The organism is Polaromonas sp. P1_H6 (genome assembly GCF_056405195.1).
Genome location: NZ_JBFUCN010000039.1, coordinates 1 through 15,748 on the forward strand (window position 1 = coordinate 1; position 15,748 = coordinate 15,748).

The window sequence follows — 15,748 nt, forward strand, 5'->3', positions numbered from 1 at the left end:
TCCTGGCTGGGCCGAGGAGCGCAGACGTAGGCGGATCAGGGATCGCGCTTGTTTGAGCCGAAGGCGAGTTTGCGCGAGACCCCGCCGTAGTCGAGCACCGCAGGTTGCCCGTAGCGAAGCGTAGGGACCCAGACTGCGGGTCGCCTTTTTTTGCTTACTTTTTTTGGCGAAGCAAAAAAAGTGAGTCGCATGCCGGGCGACCCCCGGCCAGCAAGCCCAAGCAAAGGGCACAGGCGCGCAAACCGGCGCAAGACCCGGCCATGGATCTGCGCATTCAGGCGCGGCAGCAAGTAGTCACAAGTCCCGGGGCGCAACTTGTCTGCCCGCGCAGACAACCCAGCCCCATGATCTCCTTGGTGTTTTCTTCCCGGCCCCTGAAAGCTGTCGGCGAATCCCGACAGCCGGCCGCCGCCGGTTTTCTCCAAGTCATTGATTTCATTGGATAAATGTTCTGGCACGCATCTTGGATAACAAGGTGCATGTCGATCAAGACCATTTACATGGAAAACAAGGAAATCAAGCCATGAACTCAGAGCAAATCAACCTGGTGCAATCCACCTTTGCCGATGTGCGCCCCATCGCGCCGGCGGCCGCCGAGCTTTTTTACACCCGCCTTTTTGTCCTCGATCCCTCGCTGCGCCCCATGTTCAAGGGCGACCTGGCGCACCAGGGCCGCATGCTGATGGCGATGCTCAACTCCGCCGTCAACGGCCTGACCCAGCTCGACACCATGGTGCCCGTGGTGCGCCAGCTCGGCGCGCGCCACGTCAAGTACGGTGTGCGCGATGCGCACTACGCCACCGTCGGCAGCGCCTTGCTGTGGACGCTGGAGCAGGGGCTGGGCGACAAATTCACGCCCGCCGTCCGTGAGGCCTGGACCGCCGCCTACGAGATGCTGGCCGGCGTGATGCAGGCAGGCGCTGTCGAGGCGCGCTCGCACCATCCGGCCGCGGCCTGATTTTTCCGCCGCGCAAAAAAACGCCATCGCCATTGAACCGCGCAGGCGGACCAGGCGACTCATACATGTCGCGCCGGCGCCGCGTGCCCGGTGATCCCTTCACTTCTTCTTTTTCTTTTATTGCGAGTCCCTCCATGAAAACCTCCTTGAAAAAATATGCGCTCTGCCTGGCCTCCCTCGTCACGCTGTGCGGCACGGCCCACGCGGTCGGCACCATCACCGGCCTGACTGCCGTGCCGGCCAACCCGGTCGCCGGCGAGTCGGTCAAATACAAGGTCACCACCAGCGGCAGCGGCGCTTGCGGCGCGCGTTTTGTGTACGCCGGCGGCCCTTATGAGCCTTCGGACAACGCGCTCGTCAACAACCAGCCGGCGGGCGGCGGCGTGATGGACAAGACCCTCTCCAAGGCCGGCACCTACACGGTCACGGCCATGGGCAGCCCTTCGCTCAATCCCAAGTGCGGCGGCGAAGCCAAGATCACCGTGGTCGTCAAGGACAAGCCGGCGCCTGCGGCACCGGCCACGCCAGCAACGCCGGCGGCTCCCGCTCCCGCCGGCAAGCCCGCGGCCGGCATGGGCATGGGTGCCCTGCAGCCGCAGGCGCCGGTGATCGCGATGGGCGCCATCACGATGTCCGAAGCCATGACCTGCCCGACGCCTTACACCAAATACACCAACGGCGTGGACGTCTCCAAGGGTGAGGCCTATTGCGTCAAGTCCGATGCCACCTGCCCCGACGGCTATGCCAACAACCGCAACCAGCAGACCGGCCAGCTGACCTGCACGCCCAAAGTGCCTGTGGCCGCACCCGATGGCTGGACGCACGGTTCGGGCAACGGCGAACTGAGCTTCAACTCCATCCCCCAGCCCATGGTCAAGTGCCCCAAGTCCACGCCCGACTGGCAGTGGGGCACGACTTACTACAAGGAAAGCTGGAACCGCATGGGCTGCCGCGCCAATCTCAAGCCGGCGTATTGATCGGGCCGAAAGCCTTGCACCCGACACCCAGGAGCCTTCCCATGATCAGAACCATTCCCCTGCAAGTCCATGCGGCGCGACGCCCGCATGCCATTCCGACCCGCAGCCTGGCACGCCGCGTGTCGCGCACGCTGGGCACCCTGGCCGCGGCCTTCTGCGCCGCGCTGCTGTGCGCCGCCCTGGTCGGCTACGGCATCGCCCGCGCGGCGGCACCGGCCCGGCTTCCGGTGGCCGGGCCACTGACGGGCGCCGCCACGGCGCCAGGCGCTGCTGACGGCAAGGAGGCCGCCGAAATGAAGGCGGCGGTGCAGGCCCTTGCGGCCTTCCCGAATCCCTACCCGCCCGCCGCGGGCATGGCGCCCTGAATTTTTCCGCGCGGGATTGAACCTCGCGCCGGCCCGTCGCGACTCAACAGGCGCCAGGCCCTCACTCCACTCTTTACCAGGACACACACACCATGAACCGTTCCCTTCTTTCGCTGGCTGCCCTTGCGGTGCTCGGCCTCAGCATGCAGGCCTTTGCCACCGACAAGCCCGCCGCGGCGGACGGCAAGGCGCCCACGCGCACCCTGCCCACGCCTTTGCCCACCGCCGTCGTCAAGCCCGTGCTGACCACGCCGCCACCACCACCTCCTCCTCCTCCCCCGGCCCCCGTCACCAAGCTGGTGTCGGCCAAGTTCCTGAAGGCCGAAATCAAGGTCGGCGAATCCGTCGCGATGAAGTTCGACGGCATCAACCTGGGCGCCGGCAAGATCTGCGGCGGCACGGTCACCTGGGGTGACGGCACGAAGTTCGACAACATGCTGGCCGACAACGGCCAGTGGAGCACCATCAACAAGACCTTCTCGCAAGCCGGTACCTTCACGGCGGTGGTCCTGCCCAAAAGCTACGGCGGCAACCCCTGCGTGAGCGATGCGCCGATCTCGGTCAGCATCAAGGTCAACCCGCCGACGCCGCTGCCGCCGTCCATGATGACCAAGCTGGTCGTGACGCCCATGCTCAACCCCAAGGTGCGCCTGATCAGCACCAAGTGGGTGGGCACCGCGCCCAACTCGGCCTGCAGCTACATCCTGAACTTCGGCGACGGCACCAGCAAGAAGACCGGCGCCGGCGCGATACAACCGGGCTCCGACGAGCAGCACACCTACGCGTCCGGCACCTACTCGGTGATCATCACGCCGTCGAACGCCGACTACGACTCCTGCACCCTGGGACCGGATGCCGGCCCCAAGACCTTCACGGTCGAGTAAGCCCTTTTCCTTTCCTTTCGCCACAGCGCTTCGTGCAGCCCGGATGCATGCGGTTTCAACCCGGAGAAAAACACCATGAAAACCCTGAACATCCTGGCTGCCGCGGGCGCGCTGGCGCTGCTGGCCGCTCCCCTGGCACAGGCGGGAACGCTGAGCGGCGCGAGTTCCACGCTCAACGGCGTCTCCACCACCACCAATCCGCCCAAGCTCACCGCGCCGGGCCAGGTCCTGCAGATCAAGCACATGATGGGCGTGGCCTATTACGGCCCCGACAAGAACGTCAATTTCGCCTGCAATGCCAAGCTCGAATACAGCGACGGCACGGCATCGGAAATGGTGCCCATCAAATACCCGATGGACGCGGTGGGCCGCATGCGCCAGTACACCAAGCCCGGCAAGTACACGGTCTCGCTGACCGGCGTCGCGCACAACGGCCTGGTGGCCTGCCTGGGCTCGGCCTCCACCACGCTGACGATTGAAGACGGGCTGCCGCACGCGCCAGCGCCCAAGCCGGGCGCGGCCAACGCCGCGGCGGCCGTGATGGCGCCCGCCGCGCAGGCCGCAATCCAGGGCATGGTGCCCGTGAACCTCAAGGCCAAGGTCCAGCAGGTGGTGCTGCGCGGCGGCAACCTGTACAGCCCCGGCACGGTGTCGCTGTACTCGACCATCTTCCTGGACAAGCCCGACAGCAACTGCCTGCTGAACTTCAGCGTCACGACGCTCAACACCGGTCCCGACGCGCTCAATGTCGAGTTGATGAGCCAGTCGCTCAACGGCGGCTTCACGACGGCGGCGTCGACCGAGTTCAATCCCGGCACGCTCACTTTCACCAACCAGGGAAAGTTCCGCGTGACGGTCAAGGCGCGCACCGACGTCGAGAGCCACTGCGCGGGCAGCGCATCGGCCGACTTTGAAATCAAGCGCCAGAAGATAGGCGGCGACGCGCCGCCTGTGACCGGCCCGGCGCCCAACTACGGCTCCTTCATCTCCAAGGTCACCGCGGTTGAAAAACTCGACTCCTGGGACATCACCGTGCACGGCGCCGGCGACGCCTCCTGCAAATACCACGTGCGCGCCTGGACCCTGCCCGAGATGAGCATCTTCAAGGAGCAGGCCATGGTCTATGAAAAGAACGTGCTGGGCGCGGGCAAGGGCCTCATGACGGTGCCCAAGCAGGGCGCCAAGAACGTGCTGATCGAGACCGTGCAGGACAACGAGGACAAGGTCGACAACAAGGGCTGCCTGGGCACGCCCAAGCTCGAGCTGGTGCCGACGCCCGCCGCCGTGATGCCGCCCAAGCCCAAGAAGGGCGTGATCATGGCCCTCTCGGTGGCCAAGGCGACCTATGCGCCCGGCGAGCCGATTCCGTCGACGCTGAAAGTCCAGGGCGACAACTGCAGCTTTGTCTTCAGGGTGCGCAAGCTGCCTTTCATCAACCTCAGCGACGACGTCGTCTTCGCGGCCAAGACCCAGAGCCTCGATTGGGACCTCAACAACCTGGGCCAGACCCTGCCGGCCGGCAAGTGGACCGTCATCAGCCAGCCCGGCAACGAGGCGATGGCGCCCGGCGAGATCCGCTGCGAAATCGCACCGATCGCCGGCAGCGGCCAGGTCTTCTTCACCGTGGCGCCGTGAGCATCCAATTTTTAAAACTCCAGAAACCGACAGAACACCATGAATAAAGCCAAACTCTTCACCGCCGTGATGGCAATTGCCCTGGGGGCGCATGCCCATGCGGCGGGATCCAACTACACCGACATCCAGATCGACACGCTGACGCCAAAAATGGGTGAGCCCATCACGCTGAGCTTCACCGGTGTGACCGATCCCTCCTGCATGGTCAAGATCTCCTCCAACGTTTCCGCGTTCTCCATGGAGGGGGGAGGGCAGGTCCAGAACGGCAAGCTGAGTTTTGTACCCTCGACGGCCATGGGCCCTATCAGTGAGGGCTTCACGATGATTGTTGGGCAGGGCATTTTTAATTCGCGTTGCGAGGGCCCGTCCAAGACCTTCAACGTCCAGGTCAACGCCAGCCGCATCGGCAGCGTCAACGCGGAAACCAATATCGTTGCGCAAGGCAAGCCGGTCAACATCCTGGTCGGCGGCGTCGACTACAGGAGCTGCGACGGCGCCGCGCTGGACTTCGGCGACGGCACGCCCGCGCAGCAGATTTCGGGCGGTTTCCCGATCAAGACCTCCCATGTCTATGCGCAGGCCGGCGTTTACAAACAGAGCGTGAAGGCGACTGGCGCCACCTGCTACGGCAGCGCCGTTTCCCAGTTCAACACGACGGTGCAGGATGCCACCGCGATGAGCAAGATCACGGGCATGCAGGTGGCTTATGCCAACCCCGAGAAGACCGGGGCCAAGATCATGGTCAACGGCAGCCCCGGCGGCGCCTGCGAGCGCGCTTTCGTCAATTGGGGTGATGGCTCCTCGCCCGAACCGGTGTCGGGCAACTTCCCGCTGAACGCCAGCCACAACTACCCGAACGGCGGCAACCAGACCGTCAAGGTGGCCGCGGCCGACGGCTTCAAATGCCTGGGCCAGGCCCAGGTCGTGGTCTACACCTACCCGGTGCAAGCCAAGTTCACCGGCGTCACGCCGGCCACCTCGACCGCCGCGGTCAACCAGGAGATCACGCTGGAACTCGCCGGCAGCGGCATCTGCCAGAACGTGTCGGTCGCCCTGGGCGACAACCTGAACATCATCAGCGTCGGCGCGGTCAACTTCAGCCCCTACAACAATTTCAAATGGCCGGTCAAGGTCAAGTACACCAAGGGCGGCAGCTACACGCTGTACGTCAAGGACAACGGCGCCAGCGCCTGCGGCATCCTCAATCCCAAGGTCACGGTGACCGAACCTATCCAGTTCAATCCGGTGCTGGTGTTGCCCGCTCCCAAGCCTGCCGTGCCGGTGGTGGCCACACCGCCCAAACCCAAGCCGGCTGTTCCCGCGAAACCCTGCGCCAAGAAAAACGGCCAGCAGATAGACCCGAACTGCGTCGACAACTGACCCCGGGCGGCGCGCGCACCCTTCTTCACCCTTCACGAAAGACCACCATGAACAAAAAACTCCTTTCCGCCGGCCTGCTGGCCTGCGTCCTTCCCCTGATGGCCCATGCCAAAGGTGATGCGGCGGTGCACGCGCCGCGCGCATCGCAGCCGGCGGCGACCCCCGCGCCCGCCGGCGCCGCCGGCCCCAGCCTACAGGGACTGCCGCCGCCGGTGGCCGCCACCACCCAACCCAACATCACGGTGCCGCACACCAAGATCACCCAGGTCCAGTCGCCCACCCAGGTCAAGCCGGGCACGCCGCTGACCGTCAAGGTCTTCGGCACCGGCCTGGAAACCCAGTGCGCGACCACGGTGCTGATAGGCCAGAACGGCAACGCCTACTTCAAGAAGGGCCCGGTGCAATACGGCACGGGCGCCTGGCCGCGCGTCGCGACCTTCCTGCTGGAGCCGGGCACCTACCAGGTGCGGATCTCCATGACCGAAGGCGGGCCCAGCACCACGCAGGCCGAGCGCGAAGCCTGCGGCGTGATCTCTGGCGGCAACAACACCGGCATTGCGGGCGACGGCACCATGGTGGTGGTGGGCGATGCCATCGCCAAATAAGCGTGCAAGCAAACCCGCAAGCAAACCCGGAAGCAAACCGCGCAAGCAGCAAGGCACACCCATGTATAAATCACTGATCACCGCGCTGGCCCTGGTGGCCGCCTGCGGCGCGGCCCTGGCCCAGGGCGGCAGCACACAAGGCGGGACCCCTCCGCCCGGCACCGGCAGCGGCGTGGCGACGCCGCCCCCGGCCGGCAGCGGCATTCCGGTCAGCGAGGATTTTTTCAGGGGCCAGTGCATGACGGCCCTGGCCAACCTGGCCAGCCAGAAGCTGCACACGCAACTGCTCAAGGACAAGGCCGTCAGCGGCCAGGTGCTGGCGTCCGCGGCGATTCCCCCGGGCGCGCTGGGCGCGAGCTGCAACAACGCCTGCGACCAGTATGCGAAGCTCTCGCACCTGATTTCCTGGGCCCATGTGTCGCCCGGATTTTTGAGCGAACCCCAGCACACCCAGCAGATGGTGTACCGCAACATTCCCCAGCCGGCGCTGCCGGGCCAGGCGGCACTCGACAGCTGCCTGCCGCAGCAGGCCACGATGAACTGGTGCCCGCCCTCGGGCGCCGGTGTCGGGGCCGGGCCTTCGCGCATTGAAAACCCGCTGGACAAGATCAGGGTCTGCATCAGCGCCGGCGACGCCTTGCAGCAGATGAACTTCAGCGCGGCCGATGCGGCGCGCAACTGCGCCAGGCCCGCCATCGTCGATGCCGCCGAACGCGTCAAGGCGGAGCACAGCTGCGTGGCGGATGCCGCCAAGGCCGATGCCAAAGCCGCCGCCGACAAGGCCGCGGCGGACAAGGCGGCGGCCAGCGGCCTGGTGCTTCCCAAGGGTCCGCTGCTTTTGGTGCCCACGGCCCGCAAAAGCCCCTAGAAAGATAAGGCCGCCGGGTGGTCAATTTTTGGGCATCCGCTGGCACGCCAGTACCGGTGCGGCTTTCAGGACGGTCGCCGGACTTTATCCACAGGGTAGCCCACAGCAACTGAGGGTAAGTTTTTTGTGCGGAAGCACAGGCTTGAACCTTAGGCCTCTTTACGCCGACTCATATCCGTGCAAGGCAAAGCGCCGCACGGAACTTTCGACTCACTCATCACCCGGTAAGGATTCACCCATGAACACACAACACATACTGGCTGCCACCTTGCTGTGCCTGGTCGCCGCCGGTGCCGCGCTGGCCCAGCCGGCACCGGCAGCACGCACCGCGCCCGCCGTTCCCAAGCTGGTCGTCTCCGCGCCCGGCATGTTCACGACCTTCAAGGCCACCGCGAGCGAAGTCGTCGCGGGCAAGGCGCTGGGCTTCAAGTTCGAAGGCAGCGGCCACTGCAAGCTCAAGCTCAGCGGCGGTGACGGTTACGCCGTGGACGTTGAAGGCGAGCTGCCTTTCAACGCCGTCTATGTCTACGGCACGGGCTCGATGTCGTCTTACGACGCGTTCAAGAACTACACGGCGAGCGCAACGCCGGTCGGCACTTGCAAAAGCAGCGGGCCCGCCACCACGGTTGTCGTCAAGGTCATCAACCCGGCGCCGCAGGGCGTCAGCGCGCCGGGCAACACCAATGCCAACGCCAACACCATGTCTTCCAGCAAGCCCGGGCTGACGGTCAAGCCTTAGACGGTGAACGGTTTCAGAGGGTTTTGTATGTCTGTGTATCCGGGCCGGCCGCGGATACAGCCGCATGCCATAAGGCGGCCGGGGCGACATGGTGGGGATACGCAAGGGCGGTTCAATCACGGAGGTGCCCACTCCTGAACCCGCCAGACCATGACTTTCCTCCTCCTTGCCTTTGCCGCCGGTGTGCTGACCATCGTCAGCCCCTGCATTCTTCCCGTGTTGCCTTTTGTGCTGGCACGTGCCGGCAGGCCCTTCCTGCGCAACGGCCTGCCCTTGCTGTTGGGCATGGCGCTGTCCTTCACGGCGGTGGCCACGCTGGCAGCAGTGGGTGGCGGCTGGGCGGTGCAGGCCAATGAATACGGCCGCCTCGCGGCGCTGGGGCTGCTGGCCGCGTTCGCGTTGACGCTGATGTTTCCGGGTTTTGCCGACTGGCTGTCGAGGCCGTTGGTGGCGCTGGGCGCGCGTCTGGCCTCTTCCAGTGAAGGCGGCGAAGGTGGCGCATCGGGCGATCCTTCGTTGCTCTCGTCGCTGCTGCTCGGTGCGGCCACAGGTTTGCTGTGGGCGCCGTGCGCGGGGCCGGTACTGGGCCTGATCCTCACGGGTGCGGCCATCCAGGGTGCGAACGCGGGCACCTCCTTGCTGCTGCTGGCTTATGCGGGCGGCGCGGCGACCTCGCTGGCCTTGTCGCTGCTGGCCGGCGGGCGTGTGTATGCGCTGCTGCGGCGTTCGCTGGGCATCAGCCAATGGGCGCGACGCGGCATGGGCGCGGCGGTGCTGGCCGGTGTGGCGCTGATCGCCACCGGGCTGGACACCGGGCTGCTGAGCAGGCTGTCCTTGGGCAGCACCTCGAAGATTGAACAAACACTGATCAACACGTTTCAAGCAAGGGAGCCCCAGGAAGCGCAGATGACTTCGCCCGATGCCGCCACGCCCGCTGCCTGGAACGACAGCACTTTCGCGCCGCTGGCCGGCGCGACCGGCTGGATCAATACGCCACCGCTGGCCGGTGCGGACCTGCGCGGCAAGGTGGTGCTGGTCGATTTCTGGACTTATTCGTGCATCAACTGCCTGCGCACCTTGCCCTACATCCGGGCCTGGGCCGACAAATACCGGGAGGCCGGCCTGGTCGTCGTCGGTGTGCATTCGCCGGAGTTCGCGTTTGAAAAAAATGAAGGCCATGTGCGACTGGCCGTCAAGGACCTGGGCATCAACTATCCCGTCGCCATCGACAGCAACCATGCCGTCTGGCGCGGCTTCGAGAACCAGTCCTGGCCGGCGCTGTATTTTGTCGACGCCCAGGGCAGGGTGCGCCACCAGGTGGTCGGCGAAGGGCAGTACGAGGCGTCCGAACGCCTGATCCAGAAGCTGCTGGCCGAGAACGGCAAGGGCGCGCGCGGCGATGGGTTGGTGACCGTGCAGGGCGAAGGTGTGCAGGCCGCGCCCGGCGACCGGGTGATGTCCGGCGAGACCTATGTGGGCCATGAGCGTGCCGCCAACTTTGTACCCGAGGGCGGCCTCCAGCCCGATCGCCGGCATGGCTACGAGCCAGCCACCAGAGTCAGGCTGAACCGCTGGACGCTGGGCGGCGAGTGGACGGTGGAGGCCGAGCGCGCCGTCGCGGCGCAAGCCGGTGCGCGCCTGGCCTACCGCTTTCGCGCGCGTGACCTGCACCTGGTGCTGGGGCGCGAAGCCGGCGCGGCGCCCGTGCGCTTTCGTGTGCGGATTGACGGCCAGCCGCCAGGCAAGGGCCGGGGCACGGATATCGCCGCTGACGGCAGCGGCGTGATCGATGCGCACCGCCTGTACCAGCTGGTGAGGCTGCCGGCCTCGGCGGGCGACCACCTGTTCGAGATCGAGTTTCTCGATCCCGGCGCGCAGGTGTATGCCTTTACCTTTGGGTGAGTCGCTCCCATGAAAAAACTCTGGATGGCCTTGGCCTTTCTGGCGGGCGGTTTCGCGCATGAGCTGCGTAACCCGCTGAGCTGCCAGTGCATCAGCTCCCGCCCGGCGGTGGTTTGGCGCACGGGCCGCGGGCGGGGCTGATCGATCGGGGATTTGTACCGCAGTGTGTCCAGCTGCTTTGTGCGTACAGAACATTGCGTTCCCGAGATACCGGGGATACGCCGCCCCTTTGTAATTCATCTTGTGCTTCGCGAGCGATGCATTTTTCAACTTCTTCAATTGCTTAAAAAGGAAAACACCATGACCGCCATCAACCTCCTCGACAAAGTCCTGTACACAGGCAAGACCCGCACCACCGGCGGGCGCAAGGGCGAATCCCGCAGCGCCGACGGCCGCCTGGACATCAAGCTGTCGCCACCCGGCAGCGCGGGCGCGGGCACCAACCCCGAGCAGCTGTTCGCCGCCGGCTGGTCGGCCTGCTTCATTGGCGCCATGGGCCGCGCCGCCGCCACGCAGAAAGTCACGCTGCCGGCCGGTGTGGCGGTCGATGCTGAAGTGGACCTGGGTACTGCCGGCGAGGCCTTTTTCCTGCAGGCGCGCCTGAACGTGAGCCTGCCCGGCCTGGACGCCGCGACGGCGCGCGTCATCGTCGATGCCGCCCACCAGTTGTGCCCTTATTCCAAGGCCACGCGCGGCAATATCGATGTCGAGGTCAACCTGGCCTGAGTCCCGTAGAGTTCGCAGAGCCGACATAAACCAAAGCCGGCCTGCCCGATCAATCGGGCAGGCCGGCTTTTTTGTGCGCCTTACTCCGCGGCCGGCGCCGGCATCACCAGCCGAGCCACCAGGCCGCCGCCGGGACGGTTGGCCAGGCTCAGGCGCGCGCCTATGGAAGCGGCCAGTTGCTGCGCGATGGCCAGGCCCAGGCCGGTGCCGCCGGTGTCGCGGTTGCGCGAACTCTCCACGCGGTAAAAGGGCTGCAGCACGGCCTCGAGCTCGGACTCGGGGATGCCGGGGCCGCGGTCCAGCACACAGATCTCGATGCCCTCATCGGCATCGACGCGCACGGCCAGCTCGACCTCGGTGCCGAACTTGAGCGCGTTGTCGCTGAGATTGGTCAGGATGCGGCGCAGCGCCAGCGGCCGGCTCATCACCGGGTGGCCGATTTGGCCACTCACCGTGATGGATTTGCCGGCGTCTTCGTAATCGCAGCGCAACGTGTCCAGCAGGGCGTCGAGGTCCACCCTGCGCGGGGCCTCGTCGGCGCCGTGCAGGCTGCGCGCATAGGTCAGCGCCTCGCGCACCAGGGCCACCATCTCATCGAGGTCGTGCTGCAGCTTGTCGCGCTGCGCCTCGTCGTCCATCAGGTCGGTGCGCAGGCGCATGCGCGTGATCGGCGTCTGCAGGTCGTGCGAAATCGCGGCCAGGATCTGCGTGCGCTCGGCCAGGTAGCCGGCAATGCGCCGCTGCATCGCATTGAAGGCGCTGGAGGCGCGCGCCACCTCGGTCGGGCCGCCCTCGGGCAGGGCCGTGCCCTTGAGGTCGGGGCCCAGCGCATCGGCCGCATGGGCCAGCCGGCGCAGCGGCTGGGTGGCGATGCGCACCGCGAAGAAGGCGCAGACGGCCAGCAGCGACAGCTGCAGCAGCATCAGCGCCGGCAGCCAGGGCGAGATCGGCGTGGCCGCGGCCCAGAGGTTGATGGTCAGCGGCGCGCCGTCGCTCAAGCGCAGGTGGATGTGCACGCGCTTGGGGTCGCCGGCGATGGCATTGACGGTGGTGCCGTAGCGTTTGTCCACCGCATTGGCGATCGATGCGCTGACGCGCGCCACGATCTCGTTGTCGCCGCCTTGCTCGGTGATGCCGCCGTCCAGCTGGTAGCGGTAATTTTTGCGGTCTATCAGCGGTAGCCAGGCCGCGCGTTCGGCCGCCGGCACCCGGTCCAGGATGGCGACGGAACTGGTGATGTCTTTTTCGAGGTTGTCCAGCATCAGATCGCGGCCCACCATGCCGCGCTCATACATCACCAGCAGGTAGGACATGGCCTGGGCGGCGAGGATGCCCAGCAGCAGGATCAGCATCAGGCGCGCGAACAGGCTTCGCGGCCAGCGGGGCCAGCTCGACATAAGGCTCATGCAGCCTCCGGCCGGCCCTGCACCGCGGCGCTGAACACATAGCCTTCGCTGCGCACCGTCTTGATGTAGCGCTGCTCGCGCGCGCCATCCCCCAGGCGCTGGCGCAAGCGGCTGACCAGCAGGTCGATGGAGCGCTCGAACAATTCGGCGTCGCGCCCCTGCGTGAGGTTCAGCAACTGGTCGCGATTCAGCACGCGCTGCGGGTGGTCCAGGAAGACGCGCAGCAGGCGGTACTCGGCGCCGCTGAGCGGCACCAGCGTGCCGCTGGCGTCCAGCAGGTGGCGGCCCGTGGTGTCGAGCTGCCAGTCGCCGAAAGACAGCAGGTGGGATGGTTCATCGACCTGCAGGTTGGGCGGCAGCATGCGCGTACGGCGCAGCACCGAACGTATGCGCGCCAGCAGCTCGCGCGCCGCGAAAGGCTTGGCCAGGTAGTCGTCGGCGCCCATCTCCAGGCCCAGGATGCGGTCGGCCTCCTCGTTGCGCGCGGTCAGCATCAGGATGGGAATGGTTTTGTACTTGCCGGCGCGCAGGTCGCGGCACAGCGTCAGGCCGTCCTCGCCGGGCAGCATCAGGTCGAGCACGATCAGGTCCACCGCCACATCCTCGAGCGCGGCACGCATGTGGCGGCCCGACTCCACCTTGGTCACGCGCAGGCCGTTTTTTTCGAGGTAGCTGCCCAGCAGCTCCCGGATTTCGCGGTCGTCGTCAACGATGAGGATGTGGTCTGGCTGCTGCATGGCTGCGTCCTGGAAAATTCGTCACCCCGGCATTTTGCGCCAGGGCCCTGGGGGAAGGCCGCTTCACTGGGCCAGCAAGGCCTGGATGGTCTTTTCGGTTTCGGCATAACGTCCCTCGCCGAAATGGCTGTAGACGATCATGCCTTTTTTGTCGACGAGGTAGACGGCGGGCCAGTAGTTGTTGCTGAAGGCGCGCCAGGTGGCGTAGCTGTTGTCCTGGGCTACCGCATGTTTGACGCCCAGGCGCTCCATCGCCTCCCGCACGTTCTTGGTCGATTTTTCGTACGCGAACTCGGGCGTGTGTACGCCGACCGTCACCAGGCCTTTGTCCTTATATTTCTCATGCCAGGACTTCACGGACGGCAGGTGGTTCAGGCAGTTGATGCAGGTGTAGGTCCAGAAGTCGACCAGCACCACCTGGCCCCGCAGGTCCGCCATGCGCAGCGGCGACGAATTGAGCCAGCTGTCTATGCCGGCGAACTCCGGCGCCGCGGTGGGCGTGCGCCCCAGTGAAAAGAAAGCCGAGGCATAGGGCGTGGCACAGGCGGCGGCTGTGGCGACAGCGGCGGTGGCCAGAAATTGGCGGCGAGCGTTCATGGTCAGGTCCTTCAAGGTGGGGGTGACAGGCGGCGACGGAGGAAGTCGCCGGCCCATGCAGGCATTGGAAGGCCCTGAGGTATCCCCGGTGTGTCGTGCGCAGGGCGCTGCGTAAGGCCGGGTATCGCGGGGAGGGGTGGATACAGTGGAATACAAAAAGCCCACGAAGCGGCGCGAAGAAGCGCGAACGAGTGCGGAGGCGCGGTGGGTTTTGTTTGCTCGCTTGTGCTTTCGCTTAACTGCGCGGACTAAAAGTCCTCGGGAAATACATCACCGCGCTCCTGTCTTTGAGGCGATAGCCCATGGCTGGCCGGGGTGAGCCGACGTCCAGCAAGCCGTCTTCCTTCAAAAAGTCCGCCGCCAGCGCACGGGTGCGGAAACCGCTTTTGTCGATGGGCCGGCCCAGCACCACCTCATACATCTTCTGCAACTGCGGAAGCGTGAAGGGCTCGGGCAGGAGGAAGGCCGGGAGCGAGGTGTATTCCACCTTGCTTCGCAGTCGCTCCAGCGCGGCCTGCAGGATGTCGCCGTGGTCGAAGGCCAGCCGCTTGCGGGGCGACAGCTCGGCCACGGGATGCCATCTGGCCGGCCTGGCCTCGTCCTGCACCAGCTTCACGGCGTCGGCGGGCAGCAGTGCGAAGTAGGCGTGCGTGGCCGACCAGCCGCGCGGATCGCGCGTCTTGCCGCCCCAGCTGCCCAACTGCTCCAGGTAGGGGCTCCTGACGCTTGTCTTGTCGAGCAGCTTGCGCCTGGCGCAGGCCTCGAGCGAGTCGTCCTTGTCCACATCCACAAAGCCGCCGGGCAGGGCCCAGGCATCGGGAAAAGGTTCTTGATGACCGGTGGGCCGCTTGACCAGCAGGACCTGCAATTGCTCGTCCAGCACGCTGAAGATCACCACGTCGACCGTGGTCAGCGGTTTTTCAAAGTCCAGGTGTTTGGGTTTGGTCGCCATGTTTTTTCCGGCTCCTGTTTGACAAACTTGAATTAAGTTGTATTATGCAACTTATAAATAGGTTGTTTAGTACAACCTATAAGGTAATCCAGCAGAATCGGCGGCAGTGCAGTTAATCAATCTCAACAGAGCCATCTCAACGGAGGACAGCATGAAGAAAAACATCCAGCTTTTGATCATCGACCCGCAAAATGACTTTTGCGACCTGCCGGCCGGCTGGCTGCCCGTCGACCCGGTGACGGGGAAAGCCACATCGCCGGCCTTGCCGGTGGCGGGCGCGCATGCCGACATGCTGCGCCTGGCTACGCTGATTCGTGAAGGCTCTGCAGGCATCTCGGCGATCGGCGTGACCCTGGACTCCCACCACAGGTTTGACATTGCCCACCCGACCTTCTGGAAGACCGACGCCGGTGCGGCCGTCGGGCCCTTCACACCGATCACGGCGGCGCAGGTGCGCAAGGGCGACTACCTGCCCAAAGATGCGGCCATGCTGCCCAGAGCGCTGGCCTACATCGACGAACTCGAGCGGCGCGGGCGCTACACCCTGATGGTCTGGCCGGTGCACTGCGAAATCGGTAGCTGGGGCCACAACGTTCACCCCGCCGTGAAGGCCGCCTACAACGCCTGGGAAGACAGCCGCCTGGCCATGGTGCAAAAGATCGGCAAGGGCAGCAACCCCTGGACGGAACACTACAGCGCCATGCAGGCCGAGGTGCCGGATGAAGAAGACCCCGCGACGCAGCTCAACACGGCCCTGATCGCGTCGCTGGACCAGGCGGACCTGCTCATCATCGCCGGCGAGGCCAGCAGCCACTGCGTGAAAGCGACCACCGAGCACATCGTGGAAAACCTGCCCTCCGGCAAGACCGGCAAGGTGCTGCTGCTGACCGACTGCATGAGCCCGGTCGGCGGTTTTGAAGCCCAGCACCAGGCCTTCCTGGACGACATGGCCCATCGCGGCGCCGTGCTGTCGACCAGCGCGGAAATCCTGAAAGCCCTGCAAGCCAACGCCTGAGC

At 65.7% G+C, this 15,748-nt stretch carries 17 protein-coding genes; 12 read left to right on the forward strand and 5 right to left on the reverse strand.

Translation table 11 applies throughout. The annotated features are described in order from the left end of the window. Nucleotides 1–35: 35 nt before the first annotated feature. On the reverse strand, nt 36–458 hold the full coding sequence (locus tag AC1D1F_RS22980; protein ID WP_477700851.1) for a hypothetical protein: 423 nt from the start codon (nt 456–458) through the stop codon (nt 36–38). 65 nt (nt 459–523) lie between these two features. On the opposite strand from AC1D1F_RS22980, the gene AC1D1F_RS22985 reads away from it, so the two are divergent. The 11 genes from AC1D1F_RS22985 (at nt 524) to AC1D1F_RS23035 (ending at nt 11,039) form a co-directional block, all read left to right on the forward strand. Then, nucleotides 524–958 (forward strand): globin family protein, encoded by a 435-nt coding sequence (locus AC1D1F_RS22985; protein WP_477676157.1) that lies wholly within the window; start codon nt 524–526, stop codon nt 956–958. A gap of 134 nt (nt 959–1,092) precedes the next feature. Then, nucleotides 1,093–1,935, forward strand: a complete 843-nt coding sequence (locus AC1D1F_RS22990; protein WP_477676156.1) for a hypothetical protein — start codon at nt 1,093–1,095, stop codon at nt 1,933–1,935. A gap of 41 nt (nt 1,936–1,976) precedes the next feature. Then, the gene (locus tag AC1D1F_RS22995) at nt 1,977–2,300 is read left to right on the forward strand and encodes a hypothetical protein (protein WP_477676155.1); all 324 of its coding nucleotides are present in this window, start codon (nt 1,977–1,979) and stop codon (nt 2,298–2,300) included. Nucleotides 2,301–2,392: 92 nt separating this feature from the next. After that, nucleotides 2,393–3,184, forward strand: coding sequence for a hypothetical protein (locus AC1D1F_RS23000; RefSeq protein WP_477676154.1), 792 nt, complete (start codon nt 2,393–2,395; stop codon nt 3,182–3,184). A 75-nt stretch (nt 3,185–3,259) separates the two neighbouring features. Next, nucleotides 3,260–4,819 carry a hypothetical protein gene (locus tag AC1D1F_RS23005; protein WP_477676153.1) on the forward strand — a complete coding sequence of 520 codons (1,560 nt, stop codon included), beginning with the start codon at nt 3,260–3,262 and terminating at the stop codon, nt 4,817–4,819. A 39-nt stretch (nt 4,820–4,858) separates the two neighbouring features. Beyond that, nucleotides 4,859–6,199 carry a hypothetical protein gene (locus AC1D1F_RS23010; protein ID WP_477676152.1) on the forward strand — a complete coding sequence of 447 codons (1,341 nt, stop codon included), beginning with the start codon at nt 4,859–4,861 and terminating at the stop codon, nt 6,197–6,199. Nucleotides 6,200–6,246: 47 nt separating this feature from the next. Continuing rightward, on the forward strand, nt 6,247–6,804 hold the full coding sequence (locus AC1D1F_RS23015; protein WP_477676151.1) for a hypothetical protein: 558 nt from the start codon (nt 6,247–6,249) through the stop codon (nt 6,802–6,804). A 61-nt stretch (nt 6,805–6,865) separates the two neighbouring features. Further along, a complete protein-coding gene (locus AC1D1F_RS23020) occupies nt 6,866–7,672 on the forward strand; it encodes a hypothetical protein (protein WP_477676150.1) in 807 nt (268 codons plus the stop codon). A gap of 238 nt (nt 7,673–7,910) precedes the next feature. Further along, nucleotides 7,911–8,411, forward strand: coding sequence for a hypothetical protein (locus tag AC1D1F_RS23025; RefSeq protein WP_477676149.1), 501 nt, complete (start codon nt 7,911–7,913; stop codon nt 8,409–8,411). Between the two features lie 150 nt (nt 8,412–8,561). Beyond that, complete coding sequence (locus AC1D1F_RS23030) at nt 8,562–10,313, forward strand: cytochrome c biogenesis protein DipZ (RefSeq protein WP_477676148.1); 1,752 nt, start codon at nt 8,562–8,564, stop codon at nt 10,311–10,313. 300 nt (nt 10,314–10,613) lie between these two features. Then, entirely contained in the window at nt 10,614–11,039 is a 426-nt protein-coding gene (locus AC1D1F_RS23035; protein ID WP_477696935.1) for an organic hydroperoxide resistance protein, read from the forward strand. 80 nt (nt 11,040–11,119) lie between these two features. Here the strand turns inward: AC1D1F_RS23035 and AC1D1F_RS23040 are convergent, their stop codons facing one another. The 4 genes from AC1D1F_RS23040 to AC1D1F_RS23055 all read right to left on the reverse strand — a co-directional run bounded on the left by AC1D1F_RS23040 (nt 11,120) and on the right by AC1D1F_RS23055 (nt 14,731). Continuing rightward, nucleotides 11,120–12,445: an ATP-binding protein gene (locus tag AC1D1F_RS23040; RefSeq protein ID WP_477676147.1), complete on the reverse strand. Its 1,326-nt coding sequence runs from the start codon at nt 12,443–12,445 to the stop codon at nt 11,120–11,122. Continuing rightward, the gene (locus tag AC1D1F_RS23045) at nt 12,442–13,182 is read right to left on the reverse strand and encodes a response regulator (protein ID WP_477676146.1); all 741 of its coding nucleotides are present in this window, start codon (nt 13,180–13,182) and stop codon (nt 12,442–12,444) included. The genes AC1D1F_RS23040 and AC1D1F_RS23045 overlap by 4 nt, the downstream gene beginning before the upstream one ends. 63 nt (nt 13,183–13,245) lie before the next feature. Continuing rightward, nucleotides 13,246–13,779, reverse strand: a complete 534-nt coding sequence (locus AC1D1F_RS23050) for a thioredoxin family protein (protein WP_477676145.1) — start codon at nt 13,777–13,779, stop codon at nt 13,246–13,248. Nucleotides 13,780–14,014: 235 nt separating this feature from the next. Continuing rightward, nucleotides 14,015–14,731: an NUDIX hydrolase gene (locus AC1D1F_RS23055; protein ID WP_477676144.1), complete on the reverse strand. Its 717-nt coding sequence runs from the start codon at nt 14,729–14,731 to the stop codon at nt 14,015–14,017. Nucleotides 14,732–14,882: 151 nt separating this feature from the next. Here AC1D1F_RS23055 and AC1D1F_RS23060 point away from each other — a divergent pair, with 151 nt between their 5' ends. After that, nucleotides 14,883–15,746: a cysteine hydrolase family protein gene (locus AC1D1F_RS23060; protein WP_477676143.1), complete on the forward strand. Its 864-nt coding sequence runs from the start codon at nt 14,883–14,885 to the stop codon at nt 15,744–15,746. Nucleotides 15,747–15,748: the final 2 nt, after the last annotated feature.